The sequence below is a fragment of the Lysinibacillus sp. KCTC 33748 genome, assembly GCF_002237755.1.
GTDB lineage: Bacteria > Bacillota > Bacilli > Bacillales_A > Planococcaceae > Lysinibacillus.
Window position 1 is genome coordinate 186,928 of record NZ_MWSJ01000002.1, and the last position, 22,197, is coordinate 209,124.

The following is a 22,197-nucleotide window of genomic DNA, read 5'->3' on the forward strand; positions in this document are numbered from 1 at the left end:
AAAAAAATTAAGAAGTTGAAAAAAATCCAAGAAAGGATGATCAGGCATTTGATTTCAACTAAAATAAAATTAACAAAGCGTATGTTAAGGATTATAAAGAATGCGGAAGAAGAAGCTTCCTCCTCACAGCAAAAATTGTTACGCCCAATTCATTTCCTGCTTGCTTGTTTCAAAGAAAAAGAGGGGGCACTTGGTGAATTAGTATTAAAATTTACTATCGATGAAGCGTCTTTAAGAAACTTGGTGAATGAATTTCATCAAAAAACAGAAATGAAAGTTACTAGCCATAGCTTATTTTCTATTCCAATATCAAATGATGTTTTAACAGTATTGGAACAAGCAAATTGCTATATGCGAAACTATAACCAGGTTTATTTAAATGAAGGTCACTTTCTTAAAGCTCTTATCAAGACGAAAATGCTTGAGGAATTCGTTTCAGAAGAAGATACGAAACTGATTTTAAAGCTTGCTACGACTTCGCGGGATATGGTTACTCATCTTCGCCATTACAATTTCCCCGATGCGATTTCTACTAATATTCGTAGAGTCAACCGAGATGATAAAAACAAGCTTATTCATTTTGTAGAAAGTCATTTTTCGCAAGAGTGGTCAGAAACGATTAAAAGTGCATTTTTAAATACTACACCTTCCATATATGTTGCTTTTGATGATAGAGGAGATCTTGTTGGATTTGCTGGATTTGACATTTATCAAAATAAAAAATGTTATTTTGGCCCAATGGGTGTAGCGAAAACTAATCGGGTGAAGGGGATAGGATTTTCCCTCCTCCATCATTGTTTAAAAGATATGAACGAGTTGGGGTATGAATATGCAATTATCGGAGGAGCGGGTCCAATCGAGTTTTATGAACAAGCTTGTAAGGCTGTTGTCATTCCTGCTACCGATTTTTAAGGAGATAAGAGATGAATATAGTTCAAGCAAACACTATTTCTCCAGCTATTAGAAAACTACTTTCATTTGCAACTTCAGATAAAAAAGTTCAACAAGAGTATGAAAAATATATACTTTTATCGAATAGGACTTTATATAGCTTTGAATCCGAAGGTGAAATAATTGGTTGTATTGGTATAGAACAATTCAATTTATCAAAGTGTGAGATTAAACATATCGCTGTATTTACTGATCAAAGAGGTAAAGGCATTGGCAATAAAATGATTAATTATATAGCAAGTAAGTACTCATCAATTGTTGCTGAAACGGATTGTGAGGCTGTAGATTTTTATCGTCGCTATGGTTTTTTCATAACTAGCCTTGGGGAGAAATACCCTGGTGTGGAACGCTTTTTATGTCAATATAATAAATAATGAAAAAACCTGCAATGCTTTTCTTATAGTGAAAAGCAATGCAGGTTCTTTTTATAATTTTGGATTAAAGACCTTTTCGTCAAGAATGTTTAATGCTTGATGAATGTCCTCTAAATCATTTGTAGATACATGTTGGATAAGCTGCTGAAAGCGCTCTTCTATACAGGAGAATGCTTCCTCCATTATTTCTTCTCCTACTTCTGTCAGGCAAATATAGTGCTTTCTTCGATCCTCAGTATCGCTAATTTTTTCAATAAACTTTCTTTCCTGTAGTTTTCTTAATTCACGGCTTGTATTAGGTAAGGACATATGCTGGCAATCACTAATTTCTGTAGGTGTAACTGGCTGGCTTACCTTTATATATTCTAAAATTTTATATTGTACAGGTGTAATATTATCTATTTTAACGTTTTGGGTTAGTTCGTGCGTTACTTGGTGTACCGCTGCTGTAAATGCTACGAACTGTTGAAATAATTGTTTTTTGTCCAAATGGGTTCACCTCTTACTGACAAGATAACAAAAAACTTATCTTAAAACAATTATCATTTGACAACTATAATTGGATAGTTTACTATTTTGTTATCAAATGATAACTAATGGAGGCGCTTAATGAATACATTAATTATTTATACATACCCCAATCATAAAAGTTTGAATTATGCTTTTTTGCAGGAGGTTATTAAAGGCTGTCATGACAATCCTTCCATAAAGGAGACTCAAGTTTTAGATTTATACGAGGAACAATTTAACCCGATTTTAGTATTTCATGAACATAAACGTCGTCGTGATATGTTTCGTGATCCAAAGCTTGAGAAATATCGTGAACAAATTAAGTGGGCTGATAAAATCGTTTTTGTTTATCCGATATGGTGGGGTAGACCACCAGCAATGCTTTTAGGGTATATTGATCAATTATTTGCGGCCAATTTTGCGTATAAAGATAAAAAGGGGCTATTTCCTGAGGGGCTTTTAAAGGGAAAATCAGTAGTGTGTATTTCGACAATGAAGGGGCCAACAAAGTATCCACTCTTATGGCTGAATAATGCGCATAAAGTATTAATGAAAAGAGCGTTATTTAATTATGTTGGCATTAAACAAGTGAAGTTTTTTGAATTTGGCAATATGGAAAGTAAGAAGGGGAGACAAAGCAAAAAACTCGAAAAAGTTTATCAATATTTTAGAAAAGTAGCTTACTAGTTCATCCGCCAAATAGACTCGTGCAGACAAAGTAAGAATCTCTTATTTGTTTGCATGAGTCATATTGATTTCTAGTGGCAGTGTTACAAAAAATGTTGTAAATTCAGCAGACTTGCTTTCAACAGTAATTGTGCCGTTATGCATATCGACGATTTTCTTGACAATAGATAGTCCTAAGCCACTTCCACCATTCTCAGCCGTCCTCGATTGGTCCGCCTTATAAAATCGTTCGAATATATGATTTTGTTGTTCTTCTGTTAAACCAATTCCATTATCATGAATGGCAATAGTTATCGTATCTATTTGCTTCGTCATAGATAGTGTAATAATGCCAGCAGATGGCGTGAATTTAATGCTGTTGCTTAGTAAATTCATCCATACTTGATTCATTAAGTCCTCATCCGCCACGACCGAAATGTTTTCCAGTTGAAGATCCAGGTCGATGTTTTTAGCTAGCCAATTTGGCTCGAGCGTTAATACGACGTTGCGCAATTGCTTATCGAGTCGGTAATGACTTGGCTCGAAGGGGTGATGCTGTGATTCTAATGAAGTAAGCTTTAGTAAATTGTCACTTATTTTTGATAGTCGATTACTTTCCATCTCAATGATTGCTAAATAATGCTGTCGCTTATCCTCTGGGAGGTCAATGTTTTTTAATGCTTTAGCAAAGCCATTAATAGAAGTTAGAGGTGACTGAATTTCATGCGATACATTCGAGATAAATTCTTGGCGCATTCTTTCCATTTCACCTAACTCAACCGCCATATGGTTGATGCCATGTATTAATTGACCAAATTGATCTTCGTCATCTGCTTTAAGATCTAATTTGACAGTGAAATCACCTTTAGCAATCCGACTTAATGCATCTACAATCGTATTCCAATAGTTCCGTTGTTTTTTTAGCCCAATTAAAAAGGTGATGATAACAGTGCAAGCAAAGAGAACAAAAACACCGACTACGGTCCATAATTGGAGCCAGAAACCTTGTGGATGCTTGCCTAACCAATCATAAAGCCAAGACGTTATGTGGTAGGAAATAAAAGCAAATACGATGCTAATGGTAAGAAGAAGCATTAAAATTAAAAAAAGCTTTAAACTATTTTTTAATCTTCTCATGAAACAAGTTCCAATCGATAGCCTAGGCCGCGAATTGTACGAATAATAAATCCACTTGTATCTTGTGGGAATCGTTGACGAAGTCTTTTAATGTGAACATCGACTGTACGTTCATCACCTTCATAGTCGTATCCCCAAATTTCTTCGATTAACTGTTCACGGGAAAAAGTTTTTCCAGCATAGCTTGCTAATGTAAATAACAGTTCAAATTCCTTTAAACGAAGTGTTAAAGATTTACCGTTATACAAAACCTCATGTGTATTACGATTTAACTTAATATTGCCAGCCTCCACAAGTTGAGAAAGGGAAATTTGGTATCTTTTAAGTATTGATTTCACACGAACAATCAGCTCTGCTGGTTCAAATGGTTTAACAAGATAATCATCTGTTCCAAGATTAAAACCTTTTACCTTTTGTGAAGTTTCTCCCTTTGCGGTTAACATCAAAATCGGTAGATTATCATTAAATGAACGTATTTCTTCGCATAATTCCCAGCCATCCATATTTGGCATCATAATATCCATAATAATCATATCCACCTTATCAGAATCCAATTTGGACAGTGCATCCACACCGTCCGTAGCTTCAATTACTTCTAAACCTTCATTTTGTAAAAATATCTTTACTAATTCTCGAATATGGGCGTCATCATCTACAACTAATAATTTTGTCATGCTAACAAATCCCTTCATTATTCCTCTTTAATACGTAATTGTTGTTTGGCAAACTCTCGGTACATATTATGCGTCTCAAATAAAGTCTCATGTGTGCCACTGCCTGTAATATGTCCTTTCTCTACAAAAAGAATTTGGTCTGCATCTACTACTGTTGAAAGGCGGTGTGCAATGACGAGCGTTGTTCTACCTTGCATTAAATTATCCAATGCTTTTTGAACATAGATTTCCGAGTTACTATCTAGACTAGATGTTGCCTCATCTAGCATTAATATTTGAGGGTCGCGTAAAAGTGCCCTAGCGATCGAAATTCGTTGTCGTTGACCGCCAGAAAGCTTTATGCCACGTTCTCCAACTTCTGTATCGAATTGTTCTGGTAGTTCATTAATAAATTGATCGGCATAGGCCATTTTAGCAACTCTTTCAAGCTCTTCATCCTGTACTTCTCTGTTAATACCGTAGCAAATATTTTCGCGAATCGTACCAGACAGGAGTGCACTCTCCTGAGCAACATAGCCGATTTGGCTTCTCCAAGAATGTAGGGAGTACGTGTTGATAGGGGTTTCTCCGAGTGTAATACTTCCATTAGTAGGTTGATAGTATCTTTCTAACAGAGAAAATGTTGTTGTTTTTCCTCCACCACTAGGCCCGACGATAGCCGTAACTTTTCCAGGTTCAATAGTAAAATTAATATCCGATAAAATCAGTTCTTCTCCATAAGCAAAGTCAACGTTTTTTACATAAATCGGCTGATTTACTTTTTCTAATGTTTTTCCTTCAAAAATATTCTCTTCTTCATGCTCAAGTAAAGCACTGATTCGCTCTGTAGCACCCATTGCTTTTTGAAGCTGTGTAAAGAACATCGTTAATTGGGTCATCGGCATAATAATTTGGATTAAATATAAAATAAAGGCTACCATGTCACCAGCTGTAAGTTCTCCTGAAGAAACTCGTACACCACCATAACCAATAATGGCTACAAGGACTGACATTAATACAAACGAAATTAGTGGCGAAATAAGTGCATGGATTTTTGCTTCTTTTAAGCCAAACGTAAAGAGGTTTGTAATTCCCTTTTTGCCACGCTCATATTCAATATTTTCGGCATTTGAAGCTTTTACTAATCGTGTTTCAGGTAAAACTTGATTGAGCACGGACGTAAATTTTGCTGTTTCATCTTGCATTCCTTTTGAAATGACAAACATACGTCTTCCTAGAAGCAATAAAATAACCATAGCAAGTGGAACAGCGATCAGCATCACTAAGGTCATTTTCCAATCTAAGATTAATAGAATGATGATGGAGCCAATAATGGAAATAACACCAGATAAACAGTTTGCAAGGTGTTCGGTAATGAGCTCCTTAACGACAGCTGTGTCATTCGTAACTCGACTTAATGTTTCACCTGTATCGTTCTCATCATAATAAGGGATAGGTAAATGAAGAAGCTTTCTCCAAAGCTGATCGCGTAATTTCGCGACAACATGATGTCCGATACGATTTAAATAATAAATGGAAAGTCCACTCGCGATGGCTTGCGCGATAAAAGCAAAACCTAATAAAATAATTTGCCAATAATCAAGTGACTCTAATGAAAATCCATCGACTAATTTTTTTGTAAATAACGGAACAATAAAGCCAACGCCTGTAGTCGCTAAGCTCATAATTAATGAAATAATTAAAAGCCACATCGGTGGCTCAGCCTGTTTGACTAAGCGAACAAAGCGTCGCCAATCCTTCGTTTTAGTAGTATCTTGCAATGTTTCTTGCAACGTTAAAATCTCCCTTCAATTTCTTCAACATTAAATATGAATCTTTTATTTATCTTACTATAGCATGTCTTTATGAACTGAATATGAAATGAGCAAGAGGTGATGACTCGATATGGACCTATTCCTAAAAGTATGATCAATTATAAATTTTTTGCGAAAGATCAAAATAAGTTCCTTTTTTTGGATAATTATCATACAATATCATAAACCGACAGTCGGTCTAGTTTTATTTTTGTCAATTTATTTCCATTTTAACTGATTGTAGCGTAGGGCTACTCGACTCCCGCAGGAAAGCTAGTAGCCCGTAGCGGAAATCAGAGCCTTCTCATTGGTTCAGATAGGCGTGGATGATTGTTACTTTAATAGTTCTAAAAGAAAGGGGTCTAATGTATGGAATCACAGATTAAAAGAAAAGGCTTTTCAAAAGATTTTAACCTGATGGTGATTGGGCAAATTATTTCTATTTTAGGTTCTGCGCTTTTAAGGTTTGCCTTATCACTTTATGTACTTGATATTACAGGACGTGCAGATCTTTTTGCAGTACTGTTTGCGATATCGAGCGTTCCAATATTACTAGCACCACTTGGAGGAGCCATTGCTGACAGGTTCAATCGACGCAACTTAATGGTGATTTTCGATTTTACGAGTAGCATAATTGTGTTTACTTTCTTTGCAATGCTAGCAATTGGTAATAGTTCTGTTTTGCTAATTGGTGTTGTGATGGTACTGCTTTCCCTTGTTAGTGCTATGTATGCACCTGCAGTGATGGCCAGTATACCAGTACTTGTAGAAGAGGAGAAGCTTGAGCAAGCTAATGGAATTGTTAATGGTATTCAAGCATTGTCTAATGTAGCTGCTCCTGTATTAGGTGGAATACTATACGGTTTGATTGGCTTAAAAGTGCTAGTCGTGGTGAGTGGTGTGTTCTTTTTCCTTTCGGCCATATTAGAGATGTTTATTCATATCCCATTTATGCAACGAGAGCAGGATGGTCATATTATACCGACGCTGGTAAATGATTTGAAAGAGGGCTTTAGCTATGTAGTGAAGCAATCTTTTATCTTCAAATGTATGATTTTAGCGGCATTATTAAATTTATTATTAACACCGCTATTTGTCGTAGGTGTACCGATTATTCTCCGTGTTACAATGCAAAGTAGTGATACATTGTACGGAGTAGGGATGGGGTTAATCGATTTTGCTACGATCTTAGGAGCTTTATCTATGGGGTACTTTGCAAAAAAAATGGGTATCACTAATTTGTATAGTTGGATTTTCATTACTGCTTTATTGATTATCCCAATGGCTATAGCGGTTACGCCTCTGTTGCTGAATATTGGCTATTATCCATCTTATATTTTATTTGTTTTGAGCGCACTTTTAATCGCTATGATTATGACAATCATCTCCATTTATGTTATTACGCTTGTACAAAAAGAAACACCTAATGAAAACTTAGGGAAGGTCATGGCTATTATCATTGCCGTTTCACAATGTATGGCACCAATTGGGCAAATTGTGTATGGCTTATTATTCGAAGCATTTAGTGTTAAAGTCTACGTTCCTATTTTAATGATATGTATTGCCATGGTAGTGATGGCAATTACCACGAAGAGGATTTTACGATTTGAAAAGAGCGAGGTAGCAAATTGATTCTCGCTATCCACATTTTCTCTGAGATTTTTATTATGTGTAAAGGAAAGCTTTTACAGGCAAGTTTCTGACGCAACCACATTTTTGAATAATAATAAAGTTGGCTGTTTTCTAAAAGATTGTTGCTGTTAAAGACAGATTTAATCTACAAAATGTGTAGGATAAATTTGTCTTTTCGGTTTGATATTTCGTGAATCGAAAATTTAACGAAGGCTCTGGTTAGTTGAAGAAAAAACATTCATTATTTTTAAAATATTTTACTTACTTCTATGTAAAATAACTATTTTCCTTGTGGCCAAATGAAATATGAAATAGATATGATAAAATCAATTCCCAGTACTAAAGACCATACTTTTAGTGTTTCAAAAAGTTTAGAGCTACGGTCCGCATCATTTACTAAGTATATCAATATTAATAAAAATCCTGCTCCGATGATATATGCAAATAAATGTTGAAAAGACCCTTTCAAAGAATTACGAGCATATGCGAAACCAGTCTTTTTTTCAGGTTTTGTTCCCTCTTTTTTTATGTAGTATAAGAACCTTTCATCAGCCCAACGAACGATACTCTTTCCAAAAGCAATCGACACACCTAAATAGATAGCAGCAATTGCGTGAGACGTAGTTGCATTTCCACCCTTTAATAGATCTATAGCAGTTACGATTAACAGAAACAAATCAATCACCGGTGTTAGAAGTAAAAAGAACGATCCCATTTTTTTAAAGTTATATACATAACGTAAAGTTAGACCGAGTATTATAACAATCCAAAAACCAATTTCTGCTGCAATAATTGACCAAGTAATAAAATTCAATTAACCACCCCACACTTTTACTTACAAAAAATCTAGTAGTATGAAAACACACGCTTATATATTGTATATTATAAGGAGAAACAATAAAAAATTCCACCTTTTATCAAATTTACCATATTAATTAAGCGAAAACCTCTTTTTGCTTCGCTAATTGAATAACAGTAAACCACTGAATCCGCTTAAAAAGCATCTGATAAATGGTGCTCTTTGCCTTTTCTTATTGCTTCAATTGTGAAATAGTTAGATTTTTGACAAGTTGAAATAAGCATTTGCTCTACCCGATTTTCAAATGCCAAGTATTTATGTAACTCAAGCCAACGACACCAGTAAAGGTAACTATCCAAATAATACGTACCAACGCCCTGAAATCGTTAGCTGACAATTAGGTTCCTGTTATCCAGGAAGGGGCATAGTCGGAACGAATATCGACTCAAAGTTACAAGGCGGGTCTTTATTTATTGGCGATAAAGGATGATTGTATAAAATAGAAAAATATCGCTAATATGTATTGACCTTCAAGTTGGTTGAAGGTTTACATTGGAATTAAGAGAGGTGTGATGATTTGAAGAAATATATGACCATTCAGGAATTCTCTGAAAGAACAGGTATAGCTAAAAGCACATTACGCTTTTATGAAACTAAAAAATTACTGTTACCGGAGGAAAGAAGTTCAAATGGTTATCGAGTATATACAGATAGTCAAATTGCGACAGTAAAGTTAATATCCACTTTGCGATTAGCAGATGTATCAATTCAGGAAATTCAAAATTATTTACACGAGCAGGATGAAACGATTCGCCAGGAAATGATGAAAACATGGATTCAAAAAATGAAACAAAAACGAAATCTGCTGGATATTAGCTTACGCTACTTGGAAAGTAACTCGATTCGAGATGGTATCTATTTGATTGATAAAAATGATGAAAAAATTATTTGGTATACAGCTCAATCAGCAACGGGTAAATTTGGCGCGCACTTTGAAAAAAGAGCAAACGAATTAAAACAATTAAATATAAGTATTAAAAGTTATTATTTAAATTATTTATCAGGTCAAGATGTAATCAAAGCTCAAATCGGCTTTGGTGTTCCAGCAGATACAAAAATACATGATCTTGTTGAAAGTGATTTTATTGAACATATGCCTTCTTGTATATGTCTGGCATTACCATTTAAAGAACAAATGACAACGATCAAGGATGGATACATAAAATTACTTCAATATGCGCTTCAACATAAATGGGTGCCGACACGCTCCATTCTTGAGTGGTATCGAGGTGATGACTTTACTCAATTAGATTTATTGTTGCCTGTTATACAAATGGAGTAGAAAATACTACTAGGAATAGTTTGAGGAAGGTGCAATATGAAACGGTTCACCGCTTAAGTATGAAAATGCTTAAACAATGATATTAGTAATACCACTTATTATTGTTGGAGGAATTTATTCATTACAAACTTTACATATTGAAAAATATCCGAGAATTGATATGCCATATTTAACAGTAGTTATCCCTTATCAAGGAGCTTCACCTAAACAAGCGATGAATGATATAGGGGGAGCAAATGGAAAGGGAATTGATTAATAAAAAAACCGCAGAAAATCAAATTTATAAACCTTGATTTCCTACGGTTTTATATTGTACGTTTCTTACTAAAAAACAATTAGTTTTCGACTTATGTCTCCGTTTTAGACCTGCAGTATTAAAACCATCTTCTCCGATGCCTAGGTGATATTCTTTGGCGTGTTTGGAACTCAGCAGACGAGTGGGTTGGCTGAGGGATACTTTCAATATCAGAAACTTTATGATGTTCTAAGTGTTCTACTTTTGAAAAAATGATATTTTTAGTATTGTTCAAAAATGGTTTAGATAGCTGATTATATTCCACATTGTTTTCTGAATAAGCTGTTTTAGTAGGGCGAGTGATGTTTTGGGCACTAGTTAAGAGAGGAATAGTTTGCGGAATATATTCTATTTCATCTTCTAAATAAGTTGTTTGCACAGAAGCATGTGTCGGAGTGATGTTTTGAATATTGTTAAGGAGCGGTACAGTGTGCTCATTATTGCTTGTTATAATAGTAGAGTCACCATGATTCTGTTTTGGCGAATGCTCAATTTCATGGTTCTCTATTTCAGTATGTGGCTCTTGCATAGGGGGAACCTCCTTCATGACGAGTATTGGTCGCATCATGTCATGATCTTCGTGCTCTAGAAAGTGGCAATGCCACATATAATGACCGACATGATCCTTCCAATGCATGATAATTTTCGTAACCTTTCCAGCTTCCACTTTTACAGTATCCTTCCAACCTTGCTCATAGATATGCGGATTTTCAGGGGGACCTGTAAACTCCAGTCTGTCTTCATTTTGATAGAGCTCCATATTGAAAGGGCGTCGTTCTAGTATTTTGAATTGAATTAAATGAAGATGGATAGGGTGATCAAACGGTGTAGCATTAATGAAATTCCATATCTCTATACTATCTAGTGTAGGTTTTTCAGTTACAGGGTCATGATACATTCGGTTATTTAATAATAACATTGGTCGACCAAAATCATCTGTCGCGGCGGATAAGGGTAAATGCCTTTCAGTATTTGCATCGTGGGGATGTAAATCCATTGATACTGCGAGTCTTTCAGGTATTTCACTAGTATCCTCACACTTTAGAGGAAGACATACTTTAAATTGCATGATGACTTTTGTATGTTCATCGAAAAAATCTTCATCAGAATTGATTAACGTTATATCCTGACCCTCAAATTTTGAAAAATCAACGATAACATCTGTTCGTTCTGCCGGCAATAACTCGACAGATTGAATTTCTTGAGGAGCTGTTAAAAACCCTCCATCTGTTCCGATTTGTATCATAGGCTCATCATTTGAAAGGCTAATGATATAACCTCTTCTATTTGAACCATTGAGAAAACGAAATCTATATTTACGAGGCTCGACATTTAAATATGGCCAGACCTTACCGTTTACGACGATTGTATTGCCGACGAAGCCAGGTGTAATAGATGGATGTACGGGAACGGGGAATGGTGGTTCATCAGGATAGAAAAGCGAGCCGTCTTCATTAAACGATTTATCTTGAATTAAAATGGGGTACTCATAGTCACCACAAGGAAGGTTAATACGCTCTTCAAGTGTATCCCGCAGTAAATAAAAACCTGCTAATCCCGCATACACATTTAAACGGGTGATCGCCATTGCGTGATCATGATACCACAGTGTTGTGCCGGGTTGATGATTGGTATATTCATGTATTTCTTTTTTGAAATTTGGACCTGTTTGTGCATAATCTCGTGTATACCATGCCTCGGGATGACCGTCACTCTCCCAATCTACATTTGCGCCATGTAAATGTGTAACAGTTCTTACTTCTTGAGAATCGTTTGCCGTATGAAGTGTAAAATCGATTGGTAAAAAGTGTTCTGAGGGCAATTGGTTTTGATAGCGTACATAAATGCTTTTGTCTTTTTTAGCTTCAATAGTTGGCCCGGGATAAAGCCCGTTATAGCCCCATATAATTGATTTTGGGAAATCTTCGTGGAAACAATGCTCTGCTTGCATCATTTTAAGTTCATAATAATCTTTTCTTTGAGGCCCCTTATAGTATTTTGGTTTAACGGTAACCGGTTTTGGCAGCTCATCCACAAATTTTGGTATTGTTGCTGGATCTGTAGGATTGACTTCTTTCGTCAAAACATCACGTCCCTTTTTTAATTCTTAAAATTGCTAATTACCTCATCATATGGGTAAAAATAATGGGCGACTAGGACAATAATGGAGATACTGTGCGAATATAAAAATACAAAAATTTTAGCATCTAAAGGAGTTCGATATTTTAAGCAAACAAGGCGTTTGAGCAAAAAAAACATTTCAATAAATAAAATCCAGTTGAGCAAGTAGATTGATTCCTGTATTCCTAATTGCAGTGGTGAATAGGGCTTTTTACATTAAAAAGGGTACTTTTTTTAGAGCTGAACGAAAAAGAAAAAAATTACTACTCGAATCATTTGAAAACGTTATGTTATCAACGTACAATATATGAAATTAAGAAACACGACAGCACAAAATTGTTGTATAATGTTGTGGTATGAGGAAAGAAAGCAGGTTGACAAAAATGGAAAGCAAAATGAATGTATACGCAGTTATAAACATGCAAAAGCATCAGGCATTCGTGTTAAAGAATAAGCTAGATGTGAAACATAAGGTGAATATATGAAAAACTGGTTGATTTTCATTTCTGTCTTTATGGTTTCGTTGTCACTTGTCATTAGTATTTTAGTACTCTGGAAAGCCGAGGCTCCATTCGATTCAATTGAAGAACAGGCTGAGCAGTTGGCACTTGATGCCAAAGCCCTCGCAATTGTCTCGGAGTCCTACACATATAATGGCAAACATTCGTATGTCACTGTGTTCGGGGTAGATGAATATGGTGATAAAAAAGCTGTCTTTGTTCCGACGAATCTAAAAGCTGATTCGATTAAGGATGTGCATTTAAAAGATGGTATTACGGAAAAGGAAGCATTATCGGTTTTAAAAAAGGAAGGAAATGTACAAAAAGTCCTCAATGTGAAATTAGGCTATGAGGAGCCAGGTGCTGTTTGGGAAATTTCATATCTAAACGATCACGATAAGCTCAACTATGTCTATATTATGTTTAAGGACGGCGACTGGTGGAAGCGCATTACGAATTTATAAGAGGAGTAGATCCCGTATGAAAAATTTATTAGCAAACCGTGTAAAAACTTTAACACCATCTTCAACTTTAGCCATTACTGCGAAAGCGAAGGAGTTAAAAGAGCAAGGTATTGATGTTATTGGCCTAGGCGCTGGTGAACCAGACTTCAACACGCCACAAAATATTTTAAATGCTGCCATTGATTCGATGGAAAAAGGCTTAACAAAATATACACCTGCTGGCGGTCTTCCGGTACTTAAGAAAGCTATTATCGATAAACTTCAACGCGACAACAATCTTACATACAAGCCGAATGAAGTAATTGTAGGTGTTGGAGCAAAACATATTCTATACACTTTATTCCAAGTTATTTTAAACGAGGGCGATGAAGTTATTATTCCGATTCCTTATTGGGTATCTTATCCGGAGCAAGTAAAATTAGCGGGTGGTGTACCTGTTTATGTGGAAGGCACAAGTGAGCAAGGCTATAAAATTACTGCAGATCAATTAAGAGCTGCTGTGACAGATAAAACAAAAGCAGTTATCATTAACTCTCCTAGCAACCCATCAGGTATGATTTATTCCCGCGAAGAGCTAGCTGAAATTGCTGCTGTTGCAGAAGAAAAAGATATTTTAATCGTGTCAGATGAAATTTATGAAAAGCTTGTATACAATGGTATTGAGCATTTTTCAATTGCACAGCTATCTGATGCGGTGAAAGCACGTACAATCGTTGTAAACGGTGTTGCCAAATCTCACTCTATGACAGGCTGGCGTATCGGGTATGCTGCAGGGGATGCGGACATTATTAAACCAATGACTGACCTTGCATCACACTCTACTTCGAACGCAACAACAACTGCACAATATGCAACAGTGGAAGCTTATAACGGATCACAAGATGCTGTAGAAGAAATGCGTCAAGCATTCGAAATACGTCTTGAAAAAATCTATCCACAGTTAAGTGCGATTCCTGGCTTCAACGTATTAAAACCACAAGGTGCATTCTACTTATTACCAGATGTAGCAGAAGCTATGGCTCATACTGGCTATGATTCTGTAGATGCATTAGCTGCGGATATTTTAACAGAAGCAAACGTAGCAGTGATTCCAGGTTCTGGCTTTGGTGCACCAACTACAATGCGATTATCTTATGCTACATCTTTAGACTTATTAGAAGAGGCAGTCCGTCGAATTGATTCATTTGTAAAATCAAAATGGCAAGACTAATCCTTTTAACCAATTTTGGAGGATTTCTATGAAAAAAATTATGATTCAAGATATGCCAAAGCATATCGGCGAAACAATCAAGCTAGGTGCTTGGTTATCTAACAAACGTTCAAGTGGTAAAATTGCCTTTTTACAACTACGTGATGGTTCTGGCTTTGTACAGGGCGTTGTTGTAAAAGAAGAAGTAGGCGAAGAAATTTTTGCAATTGCAAAAGGTATGTCTCAAGAAACTTCCATGTACATTACAGGTGAGGTTAAAGCAGATGAGCGTTCAAGCTTTGGTTGTGAGCTTGTTGTAACGGGTATTGAAGTACTACATGCTGCCACTGATTTTCCGATTACGCCAAAAGAGCACGGTCCTGAGTTTTTAATGGATAACCGTCACTTATGGCTACGTTCTCGTAAGCAACATGCGATCATGAAAATTCGTAATGAAATTATTCGCGCAACTTATGAGTTCCTTAACAACAAAGGCTTTACAAAAATGGATCCACCAATTTTAACGGGTTCAGCACCTGAAGGTACTTCTGAGCTATTCCATACAAAATATTTTGATGAAGATGCATTCCTCTCTCAATCTGGTCAGCTTTACTTGGAAGCGGCTGCGATGGCTTTAGGTAAAGTATTCTCATTCGGTCCAACATTCCGTGCTGAAAAATCTAAAACACGCCGTCACTTAATCGAGTTTTGGATGATTGAGCTGGAAATGGCATTTGCTGAATTTGAAGAAAACTTAGAAGTACAAGAACAATACGTGGAGCATATTGTGCAATCCGTTCTGGCAAATTGCAAATTAGATTTAGAGCGACTTGGTCGTGATACATCTAAACTTGAAAATATTAAAGCGCCATTCCCGCGTATTTCTTATGACGATGCTATAAAATTATTGCATGAACAAGGGTTTGATGATATTAAATGGGGCGATGATTTCGGTGCACCGCATGAAACGGCAATTGCTAATTCATTTGACAAACCTGTATTCATCACTTGCTACCCAGTAGGCATTAAACCATTCTACATGCAACCGCATCCAGACCGCGATGATGTAGTATTATGTGCAGATTTAATTGCACCTGAAGGTTATGGTGAAATCATTGGTGGTTCTGAGCGTATCCATGACTTTGATTTATTACAATCTCGTCTTGAAGAACATCATTTATCTTTAGACGCTTATGCATGGTATTTAGAGTTACGTAAACAAGGCTCTGTACCACATTCAGGCTTCGGTCTAGGATTAGAACGTACAGTGGCATGGATTTCTGGCACGGAGCACATTCGTGAAACAATCCCATTCCCACGTTTACTAAACCGCCTATATCCATAAGCTATAACTAGTTTGTTTTAGGTATTGAAAGTGTAAAATTAAAAAAGTCGCGTAGTGATATATCTACGCGGCTTTTCTACTTACGATGGAAAAGGAGTCAAGTATCATATGAGCGCAAATAATAATCGACTCCGTACATGGACTGAGCAGAGAATGATTCAAATTCCTCAGCTTTTTTTTCAGTTTTATAAGGAGTTAAAAATTGAGGATGATGAGGCACTGATTGTTATTCATTTACTTGCATTCTATACGGAGGGTAATGATTTTCCAACGCCTAATGATCTAATGAATCGTCTAACAATGCCTAGCAGTGATATTACTTCACATCTACAGCGATTAATGCAAAAGGGTTTCCTTGAAATAACAAGCGACGTTGACGCAAATGGCAAACTATATGAAAAATACTCGGTATACCCACTTTGGGAGCGCATTATGCAGATTATTGAAATGAAGGAACAGCAAAAATCAGCGGCATCACTCCGACAAGAAGAGGGGGAGATTTTCCGATTATTTGAAGAGGAAATGGGACGACTTTTATCTCCTTTAGAGCTAGAAAAAATAGGGTCTTGGTTAGATGACGATAAGCATAGTCCGGCGCTTATTAAAGAGGCGTTGAAGGAGGCTGTATTTGCTGGCAAGTTAAGTATTCGTTATATTGATCGAATATTACTGGAGTGGAAAAAGAAAAATATTACGACACCACAGGCTGCGCAAAAACAAAGCGAGCAGTTTCGCGAAAAGCAAACATTTAACAGACCGTCAGTTCGTACAATGCAGCAAGAATCGCAGTCAACAAATAAAGTACCATTTTATAATTGGTTAGAAGAAAGAGAATAGGGGGCTTCCGACATGTTAACAAAAAAACAATGGGAACATTGTCTAGCGGAAATGGATCGTATGTTCCCTGATGCACATTGTGAGCTAGTGCATGACAATCCGTTTGAACTAACTATTGCCACGCTATTATCTGCACAGTGTACGGATGTTCTTGTAAACAAAGTAACGAAAACATTGTTTCAAAAATATAAAAAGCCTGAAGATTATTTAGCAGTATCTTTAGAGGAGCTACAACAGGATATTCGCTCCATCGGCTTGTATCGAAATAAGGCGAAGAACATACAAGCATTATGTCAACGACTATTAGAGGAATACGGGGGAGAAATACCAGCAAATCGTGAAGCACTAGTTACGTTACCGGGTGTTGGTCGTAAGACGGCTAATGTCGTGTTGTCTGTAGCTTTTGATATTCCTGCACTTGCAGTGGATACACATGTAGAGCGCGTATCTAAACGATTAGGGCTTTGCCGCTGGAAGGATTCAGTATTAGAAGTCGAAGAAACAATTATGAAAAAAACACCGATGGACAAGTGGTCGAAAACACATCATCAGCTTATTTTCTTCGGTCGTTATCATTGTAAGGCTCAAAATCCTGGCTGTCACACATGCCCTTTATTTGATGATTGTAGAGAAGGGCAAAAGCGTTTGAAAAAAGGGCTGGTGAAGGAATCGTGAATGTAGAGGCAATCGCAAAGGAAAAAATGGATGCTTGGTTTGCAGAATGGACGGAACTTGAAGCCAAAATTCATGCAGCACATGATGCAAGGAATGGTGAAGCAAAAGGATTGATGGAAGAGGCCGTTGTATTGTTTGAGCGTTTAGTGCAGGAAGCAGGGGATGAAGTATTACCCATTAACGGTGTCGAACGACTAAACTTTATAAAAGCAAAGCCAAGCCAATATGCTTGTTATCGTCAGCTTGATGAATTATTTAAGGAAACAAAAAAACGAACAGCGCGACTACGTTTGCAGGCTACAAAAAAGTAATACAGATAAATAATCTCAGGAATCAGAACAACAAAAAAGTAGAGTAGCGGTAAGCTACTCTACTTTTTTTATTCAGTACTACCGGTACCATCATCCGGAGCGGTTGGGTCAGTTGGCGTTGTTGGTGGCTGGCTACCATTATTGTTGCCATTGTTACCTGGCGGGGTACCGCCATTTCCTGCATTGCCGTTGTTACCATTTCCATTTCCATTTCCATTGCTGTTCCCATTACCGTTGCCGTTGTTGCCGTTGCCATTGTTGCCGGTATTGCCATTGTTATCATTTCCGTTACCATTGTGGTTACCGTTGTCCTCGGTATTGCCATTTTCGTCCGGTTCCGTTGGTTCCTCAACATCAGGTTCCTCAGGAGTATCTGGCTCTTTATCTTCTTCAGCCGTACCTGTTACTTGGAAAGTAGTTGTACCTGGTTTACTGCGTGTACCATCTACAACTGCTACTACGGAAATCGTGTAGTTGCCATCTTCCAATTTGTTGCTAACTGTTAAACCTTTGCTATCCGCTGTACCAAGAGAAATAGTCTCTCCACCTTCTTTTTTAGCGGATACTTCGAAGGTTGTTGGTAGCGGTTCATTTGAATCCGGATTAAGCATTGCATCATGCTCCCAAGAAATATTAATAGATTGACCTTCTAAATCTAGGCTTGCACTTACATTGTAAGGTGTAGAAAGCTCTGGTGCAGCGTATTTATTTGATTCTTCATTAGGCTCTGAACCACGTACAAATAGCTCTGTTCGACGTAACTCATTCGGAGTAAAACTACTTGCTAATTTAAGTGGCTTTGATCCTACTTCAATTGTAGCTTCAACAACTGAATTTGGCTTTTTGAAACGTGGTGTTTCAACGTTCTCCGAAATATCTTGCATAATTTGTTTAAATAAAATTTGTGGTAAACGACGCTCATCCCAAGTTGTAATTGGATCAAAGTGTTCTTCATAACCACTCCAAATAGCGATTGAATAGTTTGTAGTGTACCCAGCAAACCATGAATCCGGTACACTTGTATCCGGTAAATTATGCTTGCTAAAATCAGCAGCTGCGTAGTTCGTTGTACCTGTTTTACCTGCGATATCTAATCCAGGTACATTGGCGTAAGTACCTGACGCATCCGGCTTATTGCCGACAACATCACGTAACATATCTGTCACCATATAAGCTGTATAATCGCTCATTGCTACATTAGACTCTGGTGTGTAGTCTTTTGTTGTTTTACCGTCACGGTAAACGATTTTTGTAATTGAATAAGGATCAGTGTAAACACCATTATTTCCAAATGCTGCAAAGGAAGCAGCCATTTGCGTAGGAGACATCGTAATATCCCCACCACCGATTGCATCAGATTCATAAACATTTTTAGCATTTATACCTAAACGACCAATAAATTCTTTAGCTTTATCAATACCAACTTCTTGTAATGCTTTAACAGCTGGAACGTTACGTGAAGCATATAAAGCTTTACGTGCTGTTATGGCACCCATATATTTATTATCCCAGTTTGTAATCGTTTGACGCGAATTAGTGTAGTTCATTGGTTCGTCCACAAGTGTTTGACCTGTTGACCATTTTAAATTTTCGATTGCTGGACCATAATCTAGTAATGGTTTCATAGTCGAACCTGGTTGATGTTGTAAGTCATATGCATAGTTCCAACCGCGTTCAGCCCCGTAATTGCGTCCGCCACCGATTGCTTGAATTTGACCAGTTTTCGTATCAATGACAGACACACCCGATTGGATTTCTTCTGTTGGGAAGTTACTGTCATCATTCATAATATTTTCAACAATTTGCTGAGCATTCGGATCAAGTGTTGTGTAAACTTTAATACCTTCTGCCATGGCACTACCATCACCGTTATCCTCTAGTTCATTAATAACGACATCAAGGAAGGCATCGTATTTAGAGCCAGCAAATTTTTGACGTGTCGCATCGTCAGCTAGACCAGCTGTAACTTTTACTTTCTTTGCTTCTTCCATCTCGGCTTTTGTAATTTTTTTATGTTGATACATTAATCCTAGAACGGTATTACGGCGTTTTTCCGCAAGTTCAGGATTTTTTAATGGATTGTAAGCATTTGGGCGCTGTACTAAACCTGCAAGTAATGCTTCTTCAGCTAAATCTAAATCTTTTAGTTCTTTCCCATAGAAATATTGGGCTGCTGTTCCGAAGCCATAAACACGACCTGACATCAGCATTTTATTAAAGTACATTTCAAAAATTTCTTCTTTTGAATATTTACGTTCTAATTGGTAGGCTAGCCAAGCTTCCTGTGCTTTACGTTTTAATTTTTTCTCATTTTGTAAAAATGAGTTTTTAACAACTTGCTGTGTTAATGTAGAGGCCCCTTGTGCCCCGAAGCCATCACGGAAGTTAGCGAGTATTGCTCCACCAAGGCGGTAAAAGTCCATACCACCGTGCTCGAAAAAGCGCACATCTTCCGTTGCAAGGATTGCATTAACCATATCCTTAGGTATATCTTCATATTTTACATATTTACGGTTTTCTGCACCAATTGTGGCAAATAATTCACCGTTTTTATCATAGAACTCAGAAGAAACGGGGTCCTTCAGTAAGCTTTCATCTAATTTAGGTGCGGTACTTGCGTAATAGGCGAATAATCCAGCACCACCAATAAAACATGCAGCCATAATTGCTACAAGTGTTAGCGTAATGCGCTTAAACCATTTTTTCTTCGATGGTTTCGGAGCGCTTTTTTTATTTTTTTGAGCGAGAGCTTTTTGATGCTCACCGCGTGTTGGACGACGTTCAGTCATTCTACTATCTCCTCACTTTCAGAACCATGACTTTGTGCTTCAATGAGCTGTTGGATAATCGGTAAATAATCGATACGTGGATAATAGCTTGTAGGAATTTCAAAAGCTTCCTTTTCTATAGTTGAAAAGGGAATCGATTTACGTTCACCGTTTTCCATCGCTAGCCAGGCCTTTTGTAAAACATCATATGGCACAATAAAATACCGTTCAAAAGCCGAGAAACGAACGATAATAAAGGCCACACCATTTTGTTCCGTCACTTGCTGCATATGTGTCATTTGATGTAAGTGAATATTCTTTAGGGGAAAACTGGTTTTTGAAGCGGTTTCCTTTGCATCAAAATCAATATAACGCCCGTTCCATACACCGTTGTAATCTGTTGTTGACGGTGTTCGAAAATAAGCCTCACGAATAACTGCAGCACTTCGTGATGGGTACTCTACTTTGACGATTTGCACGGGAACAGGTTTCTTATGAATGATAGCAAGTCGTCTTTTTACATAATAATCGTTTGCTTCATCAATTTCATCTTCTAGTGTTTTTCCTCGATTACTAAAAGAAACATCTTTTTCTTTCCCCTTTTTAACCGTTTTTTGAACAGTAGGATTGGGGGAATACAATTTCCCATTCGGATAACGAATTGTCATTTAGTTCACCCTCTATAATACTGCTATTATACAATAGTTTACCACGATTAAGTAGCAGTTCTCTACTTCCATTAATAGTATGATTGACGCTAGATTTTTTATAGTTAAATTTACCCGCAGATGATCAATCTTTGGGCAATTTTCGCCTCTTAAAGTCGAAAAATAGCAAGTAATTTAATTAGCTCTTTCACGCGAATCGCCAAAAAAACTGATGAAATTTTCAAGCGGATTTATAGAAAATACGGTATTCCACGCTAACTTCTCTATTTGATTCCAAGTTTCAAGACAAGGGAATTTAATAGACTAGTTCAACTTTTTATCGAAATACTTCTTCTTTCAGCTAACTTACGCTTATTTTGTCACGCATGAAGGTAATTTTATACATACGAGGAATACATAAATTAAAGCAAAGGAGGCGTTATTTTGAACAAGTTAAAACAATTAGTTGCGCAGTTGGATCTGGTCAATCAATTACTGTTAACAAGAGTGTCTTTGGAAAACAATGCACAGAGTATGCATTTTTTTGAGCAGCTCAAATCTGTTAGCCAGAAAGTAAGCTTAGCAGAAAAGAACTGGCAAGTAAAGAATGCTTGTTCGCCTATTAGTAGTGAAAAATGATAGACTTTGGTACACTTATCTCATATGCAGTGTAACTAACTCAATATGAGCATTTTTCATACATTATTTGTCAATGTTTGATTAGACATTTACTGAAACAGGGGACTCCTTGGTCAAAGGCGTGAGTGGGACGAAGGTTAAAAAGCATACGTTTTGTGATAAAGGCTTCAGGACTGTGGAACGAAAATCAATCCCGAGTTATGATGATGAGCCATAAATAAAGACTTCTATCTATTGTTGGGAGAAATTACTCATATAGCATAAATTATTTTGTAGACGAATTTTAAAATAGCAGGTTCGAAACTAGCTTATAATGAGATTATGCGTTTATATTAATGTAGTTCAATCTTATTTTAAGTAGTACTGACCTAATAATAAAAATATATTTTAACGCTCATCGCCAAAAATTTTGGGAGACATTTTTTAAATGTATGCCTTGTTATAAGGCTTGGAGCACCTATAGAGGAACAAAGTGATGCCCAAATGGCTTATCAAATGTCCTAAGCAAGTGCCCAGTTGGAACGGAAA

21 protein-coding genes and 1 pseudogene are annotated in these 22,197 nt (G+C 36.8%); 13 read left to right on the top strand and 9 right to left on the bottom strand.

Features of this window, described 5'->3' with window-relative positions:
• Positions 1–15 precede the first annotated feature (15 nt).
• Positions 16–912 (top strand): GNAT family N-acetyltransferase, encoded by an 897-nt coding sequence (locus B1B04_RS03680; RefSeq protein WP_240518185.1) that lies wholly within the window; start codon positions 16–18, stop codon positions 910–912.
• A gap of 11 nt (positions 913–923) precedes the next feature.
• Positions 924–1,325 carry a GNAT family N-acetyltransferase gene (locus B1B04_RS03685; RefSeq protein ID WP_079559982.1) on the top strand — a complete coding sequence of 134 codons (402 nt, stop codon included), beginning with the start codon at positions 924–926 and terminating at the stop codon, positions 1,323–1,325.
• A gap of 51 nt (positions 1,326–1,376) precedes the next feature.
• Here B1B04_RS03685 and B1B04_RS03690 read toward each other — a convergent pair whose 3' ends face one another.
• Entirely contained in the window at positions 1,377–1,814 is a 438-nt protein-coding gene (locus B1B04_RS03690) for a MarR family winged helix-turn-helix transcriptional regulator (protein WP_079559983.1), read from the bottom strand.
• A 120-nt stretch (positions 1,815–1,934) separates the two neighbouring features.
• On the opposite strand from B1B04_RS03690, the gene B1B04_RS03695 reads away from it, so the two are divergent.
• Positions 1,935–2,522 carry an NAD(P)H-dependent oxidoreductase gene (locus B1B04_RS03695; RefSeq protein WP_079559984.1) on the top strand — a complete coding sequence of 196 codons (588 nt, stop codon included), beginning with the start codon at positions 1,935–1,937 and terminating at the stop codon, positions 2,520–2,522.
• Between the two features lie 42 nt (positions 2,523–2,564).
• On the opposite strand, the gene B1B04_RS03700 is transcribed toward B1B04_RS03695, so the two are convergent.
• From B1B04_RS03700 to B1B04_RS03710, 3 genes are read right to left on the bottom strand one after another with little or no spacing between them, the layout of a single operon-like run.
• The gene (locus B1B04_RS03700) at positions 2,565–3,638 is read right to left on the bottom strand and encodes a HAMP domain-containing sensor histidine kinase (protein WP_079559985.1); all 1,074 of its coding nucleotides are present in this window, start codon (positions 3,636–3,638) and stop codon (positions 2,565–2,567) included.
• Entirely contained in the window at positions 3,635–4,312 is a 678-nt protein-coding gene (locus tag B1B04_RS03705; protein WP_079560354.1) for a response regulator transcription factor, read from the bottom strand. The genes B1B04_RS03700 and B1B04_RS03705 overlap by 4 nt, the downstream gene beginning before the upstream one ends.
• Before the next feature lie 17 nt (positions 4,313–4,329).
• A complete protein-coding gene (locus B1B04_RS03710) occupies positions 4,330–6,084 on the bottom strand; it encodes an ABC transporter ATP-binding protein (protein WP_079559986.1) in 1,755 nt (584 codons plus the stop codon).
• A 390-nt stretch (positions 6,085–6,474) separates the two neighbouring features.
• On the opposite strand from B1B04_RS03710, the gene B1B04_RS03715 reads away from it, so the two are divergent.
• Positions 6,475–7,737: an MFS transporter gene (locus B1B04_RS03715; protein ID WP_079559987.1), complete on the top strand. Its 1,263-nt coding sequence runs from the start codon at positions 6,475–6,477 to the stop codon at positions 7,735–7,737.
• A 280-nt stretch (positions 7,738–8,017) separates the two neighbouring features.
• On the opposite strand, the gene B1B04_RS03720 is transcribed toward B1B04_RS03715, so the two are convergent.
• A complete protein-coding gene (locus B1B04_RS03720) occupies positions 8,018–8,551 on the bottom strand; it encodes a hypothetical protein (RefSeq protein WP_079559988.1) in 534 nt (177 codons plus the stop codon).
• A 179-nt stretch (positions 8,552–8,730) separates the two neighbouring features.
• Positions 8,731–8,922 (bottom strand): annotated as a pseudogene (locus B1B04_RS03725) (hypothetical protein); the annotation flags it as partial.
• A gap of 191 nt (positions 8,923–9,113) precedes the next feature.
• Between B1B04_RS03725 and B1B04_RS03730 the strand changes: the two are divergent.
• Positions 9,114–9,878, top strand: a complete 765-nt coding sequence (locus B1B04_RS03730; protein WP_079559989.1) for a MerR family transcriptional regulator — start codon at positions 9,114–9,116, stop codon at positions 9,876–9,878.
• Positions 9,879–9,954: 76 nt separating this feature from the next.
• Positions 9,955–10,134 (top strand): efflux RND transporter permease subunit, encoded by a 180-nt coding sequence (locus tag B1B04_RS03735; RefSeq protein WP_079559990.1) that lies wholly within the window; start codon positions 9,955–9,957, stop codon positions 10,132–10,134.
• Between the two features lie 118 nt (positions 10,135–10,252).
• Here the strand turns inward: B1B04_RS03735 and B1B04_RS03740 are convergent, their stop codons facing one another.
• Entirely contained in the window at positions 10,253–12,256 is a 2,004-nt protein-coding gene (locus B1B04_RS03740; RefSeq protein WP_079559991.1) for a multicopper oxidase family protein, read from the bottom strand.
• A 519-nt stretch (positions 12,257–12,775) separates the two neighbouring features.
• Here B1B04_RS03740 and B1B04_RS03745 point away from each other — a divergent pair.
• From B1B04_RS03745 to B1B04_RS03770, 6 genes are all read left to right on the top strand, one after another.
• Positions 12,776–13,258 (top strand): cell wall elongation regulator TseB-like domain-containing protein, encoded by a 483-nt coding sequence (locus tag B1B04_RS03745; protein ID WP_079559992.1) that lies wholly within the window; start codon positions 12,776–12,778, stop codon positions 13,256–13,258.
• A gap of 16 nt (positions 13,259–13,274) precedes the next feature.
• The gene (locus B1B04_RS03750; RefSeq protein ID WP_079559993.1) at positions 13,275–14,468 is read left to right on the top strand and encodes a pyridoxal phosphate-dependent aminotransferase; all 1,194 of its coding nucleotides are present in this window, start codon (positions 13,275–13,277) and stop codon (positions 14,466–14,468) included.
• Between the two features lie 28 nt (positions 14,469–14,496).
• Complete coding sequence (asnS, locus tag B1B04_RS03755) at positions 14,497–15,792, top strand: asparagine--tRNA ligase (protein ID WP_079559994.1); 1,296 nt, start codon at positions 14,497–14,499, stop codon at positions 15,790–15,792.
• 108 nt (positions 15,793–15,900) lie between these two features.
• Entirely contained in the window at positions 15,901–16,629 is a 729-nt protein-coding gene (locus B1B04_RS03760; protein WP_079559995.1) for a DnaD domain-containing protein, read from the top strand.
• Between the two features lie 12 nt (positions 16,630–16,641).
• Entirely contained in the window at positions 16,642–17,304 is a 663-nt protein-coding gene (gene nth / locus B1B04_RS03765) for an endonuclease III (protein ID WP_079559996.1), read from the top strand.
• Complete coding sequence (locus B1B04_RS03770; RefSeq protein ID WP_079559997.1) at positions 17,301–17,615, top strand: YpoC family protein; 315 nt, start codon at positions 17,301–17,303, stop codon at positions 17,613–17,615. The genes nth and B1B04_RS03770 overlap by 4 nt, the downstream gene beginning before the upstream one ends.
• A 68-nt stretch (positions 17,616–17,683) precedes the next feature.
• On the opposite strand, the gene B1B04_RS03775 is transcribed toward B1B04_RS03770, so the two are convergent.
• Both B1B04_RS03775 and recU read right to left on the bottom strand, forming a co-directional pair.
• Positions 17,684–20,404 (bottom strand): penicillin-binding protein 1A, encoded by a 2,721-nt coding sequence (locus B1B04_RS03775; protein WP_079559998.1) that lies wholly within the window; start codon positions 20,402–20,404, stop codon positions 17,684–17,686.
• A complete protein-coding gene (gene recU / locus B1B04_RS03780) occupies positions 20,401–21,051 on the bottom strand; it encodes a Holliday junction resolvase RecU (protein ID WP_079559999.1) in 651 nt (216 codons plus the stop codon). Before recU ends, B1B04_RS03775 begins: the two co-directional genes overlap by 4 nt.
• A 423-nt stretch (positions 21,052–21,474) precedes the next feature.
• On the opposite strand from recU, the gene B1B04_RS03785 reads away from it, so the two are divergent.
• Positions 21,475–21,669, top strand: a complete 195-nt coding sequence (locus B1B04_RS03785) for an endonuclease (RefSeq protein ID WP_079560000.1) — start codon at positions 21,475–21,477, stop codon at positions 21,667–21,669.
• The last annotated feature ends 528 nt before the right edge of the window (positions 21,670–22,197 follow it).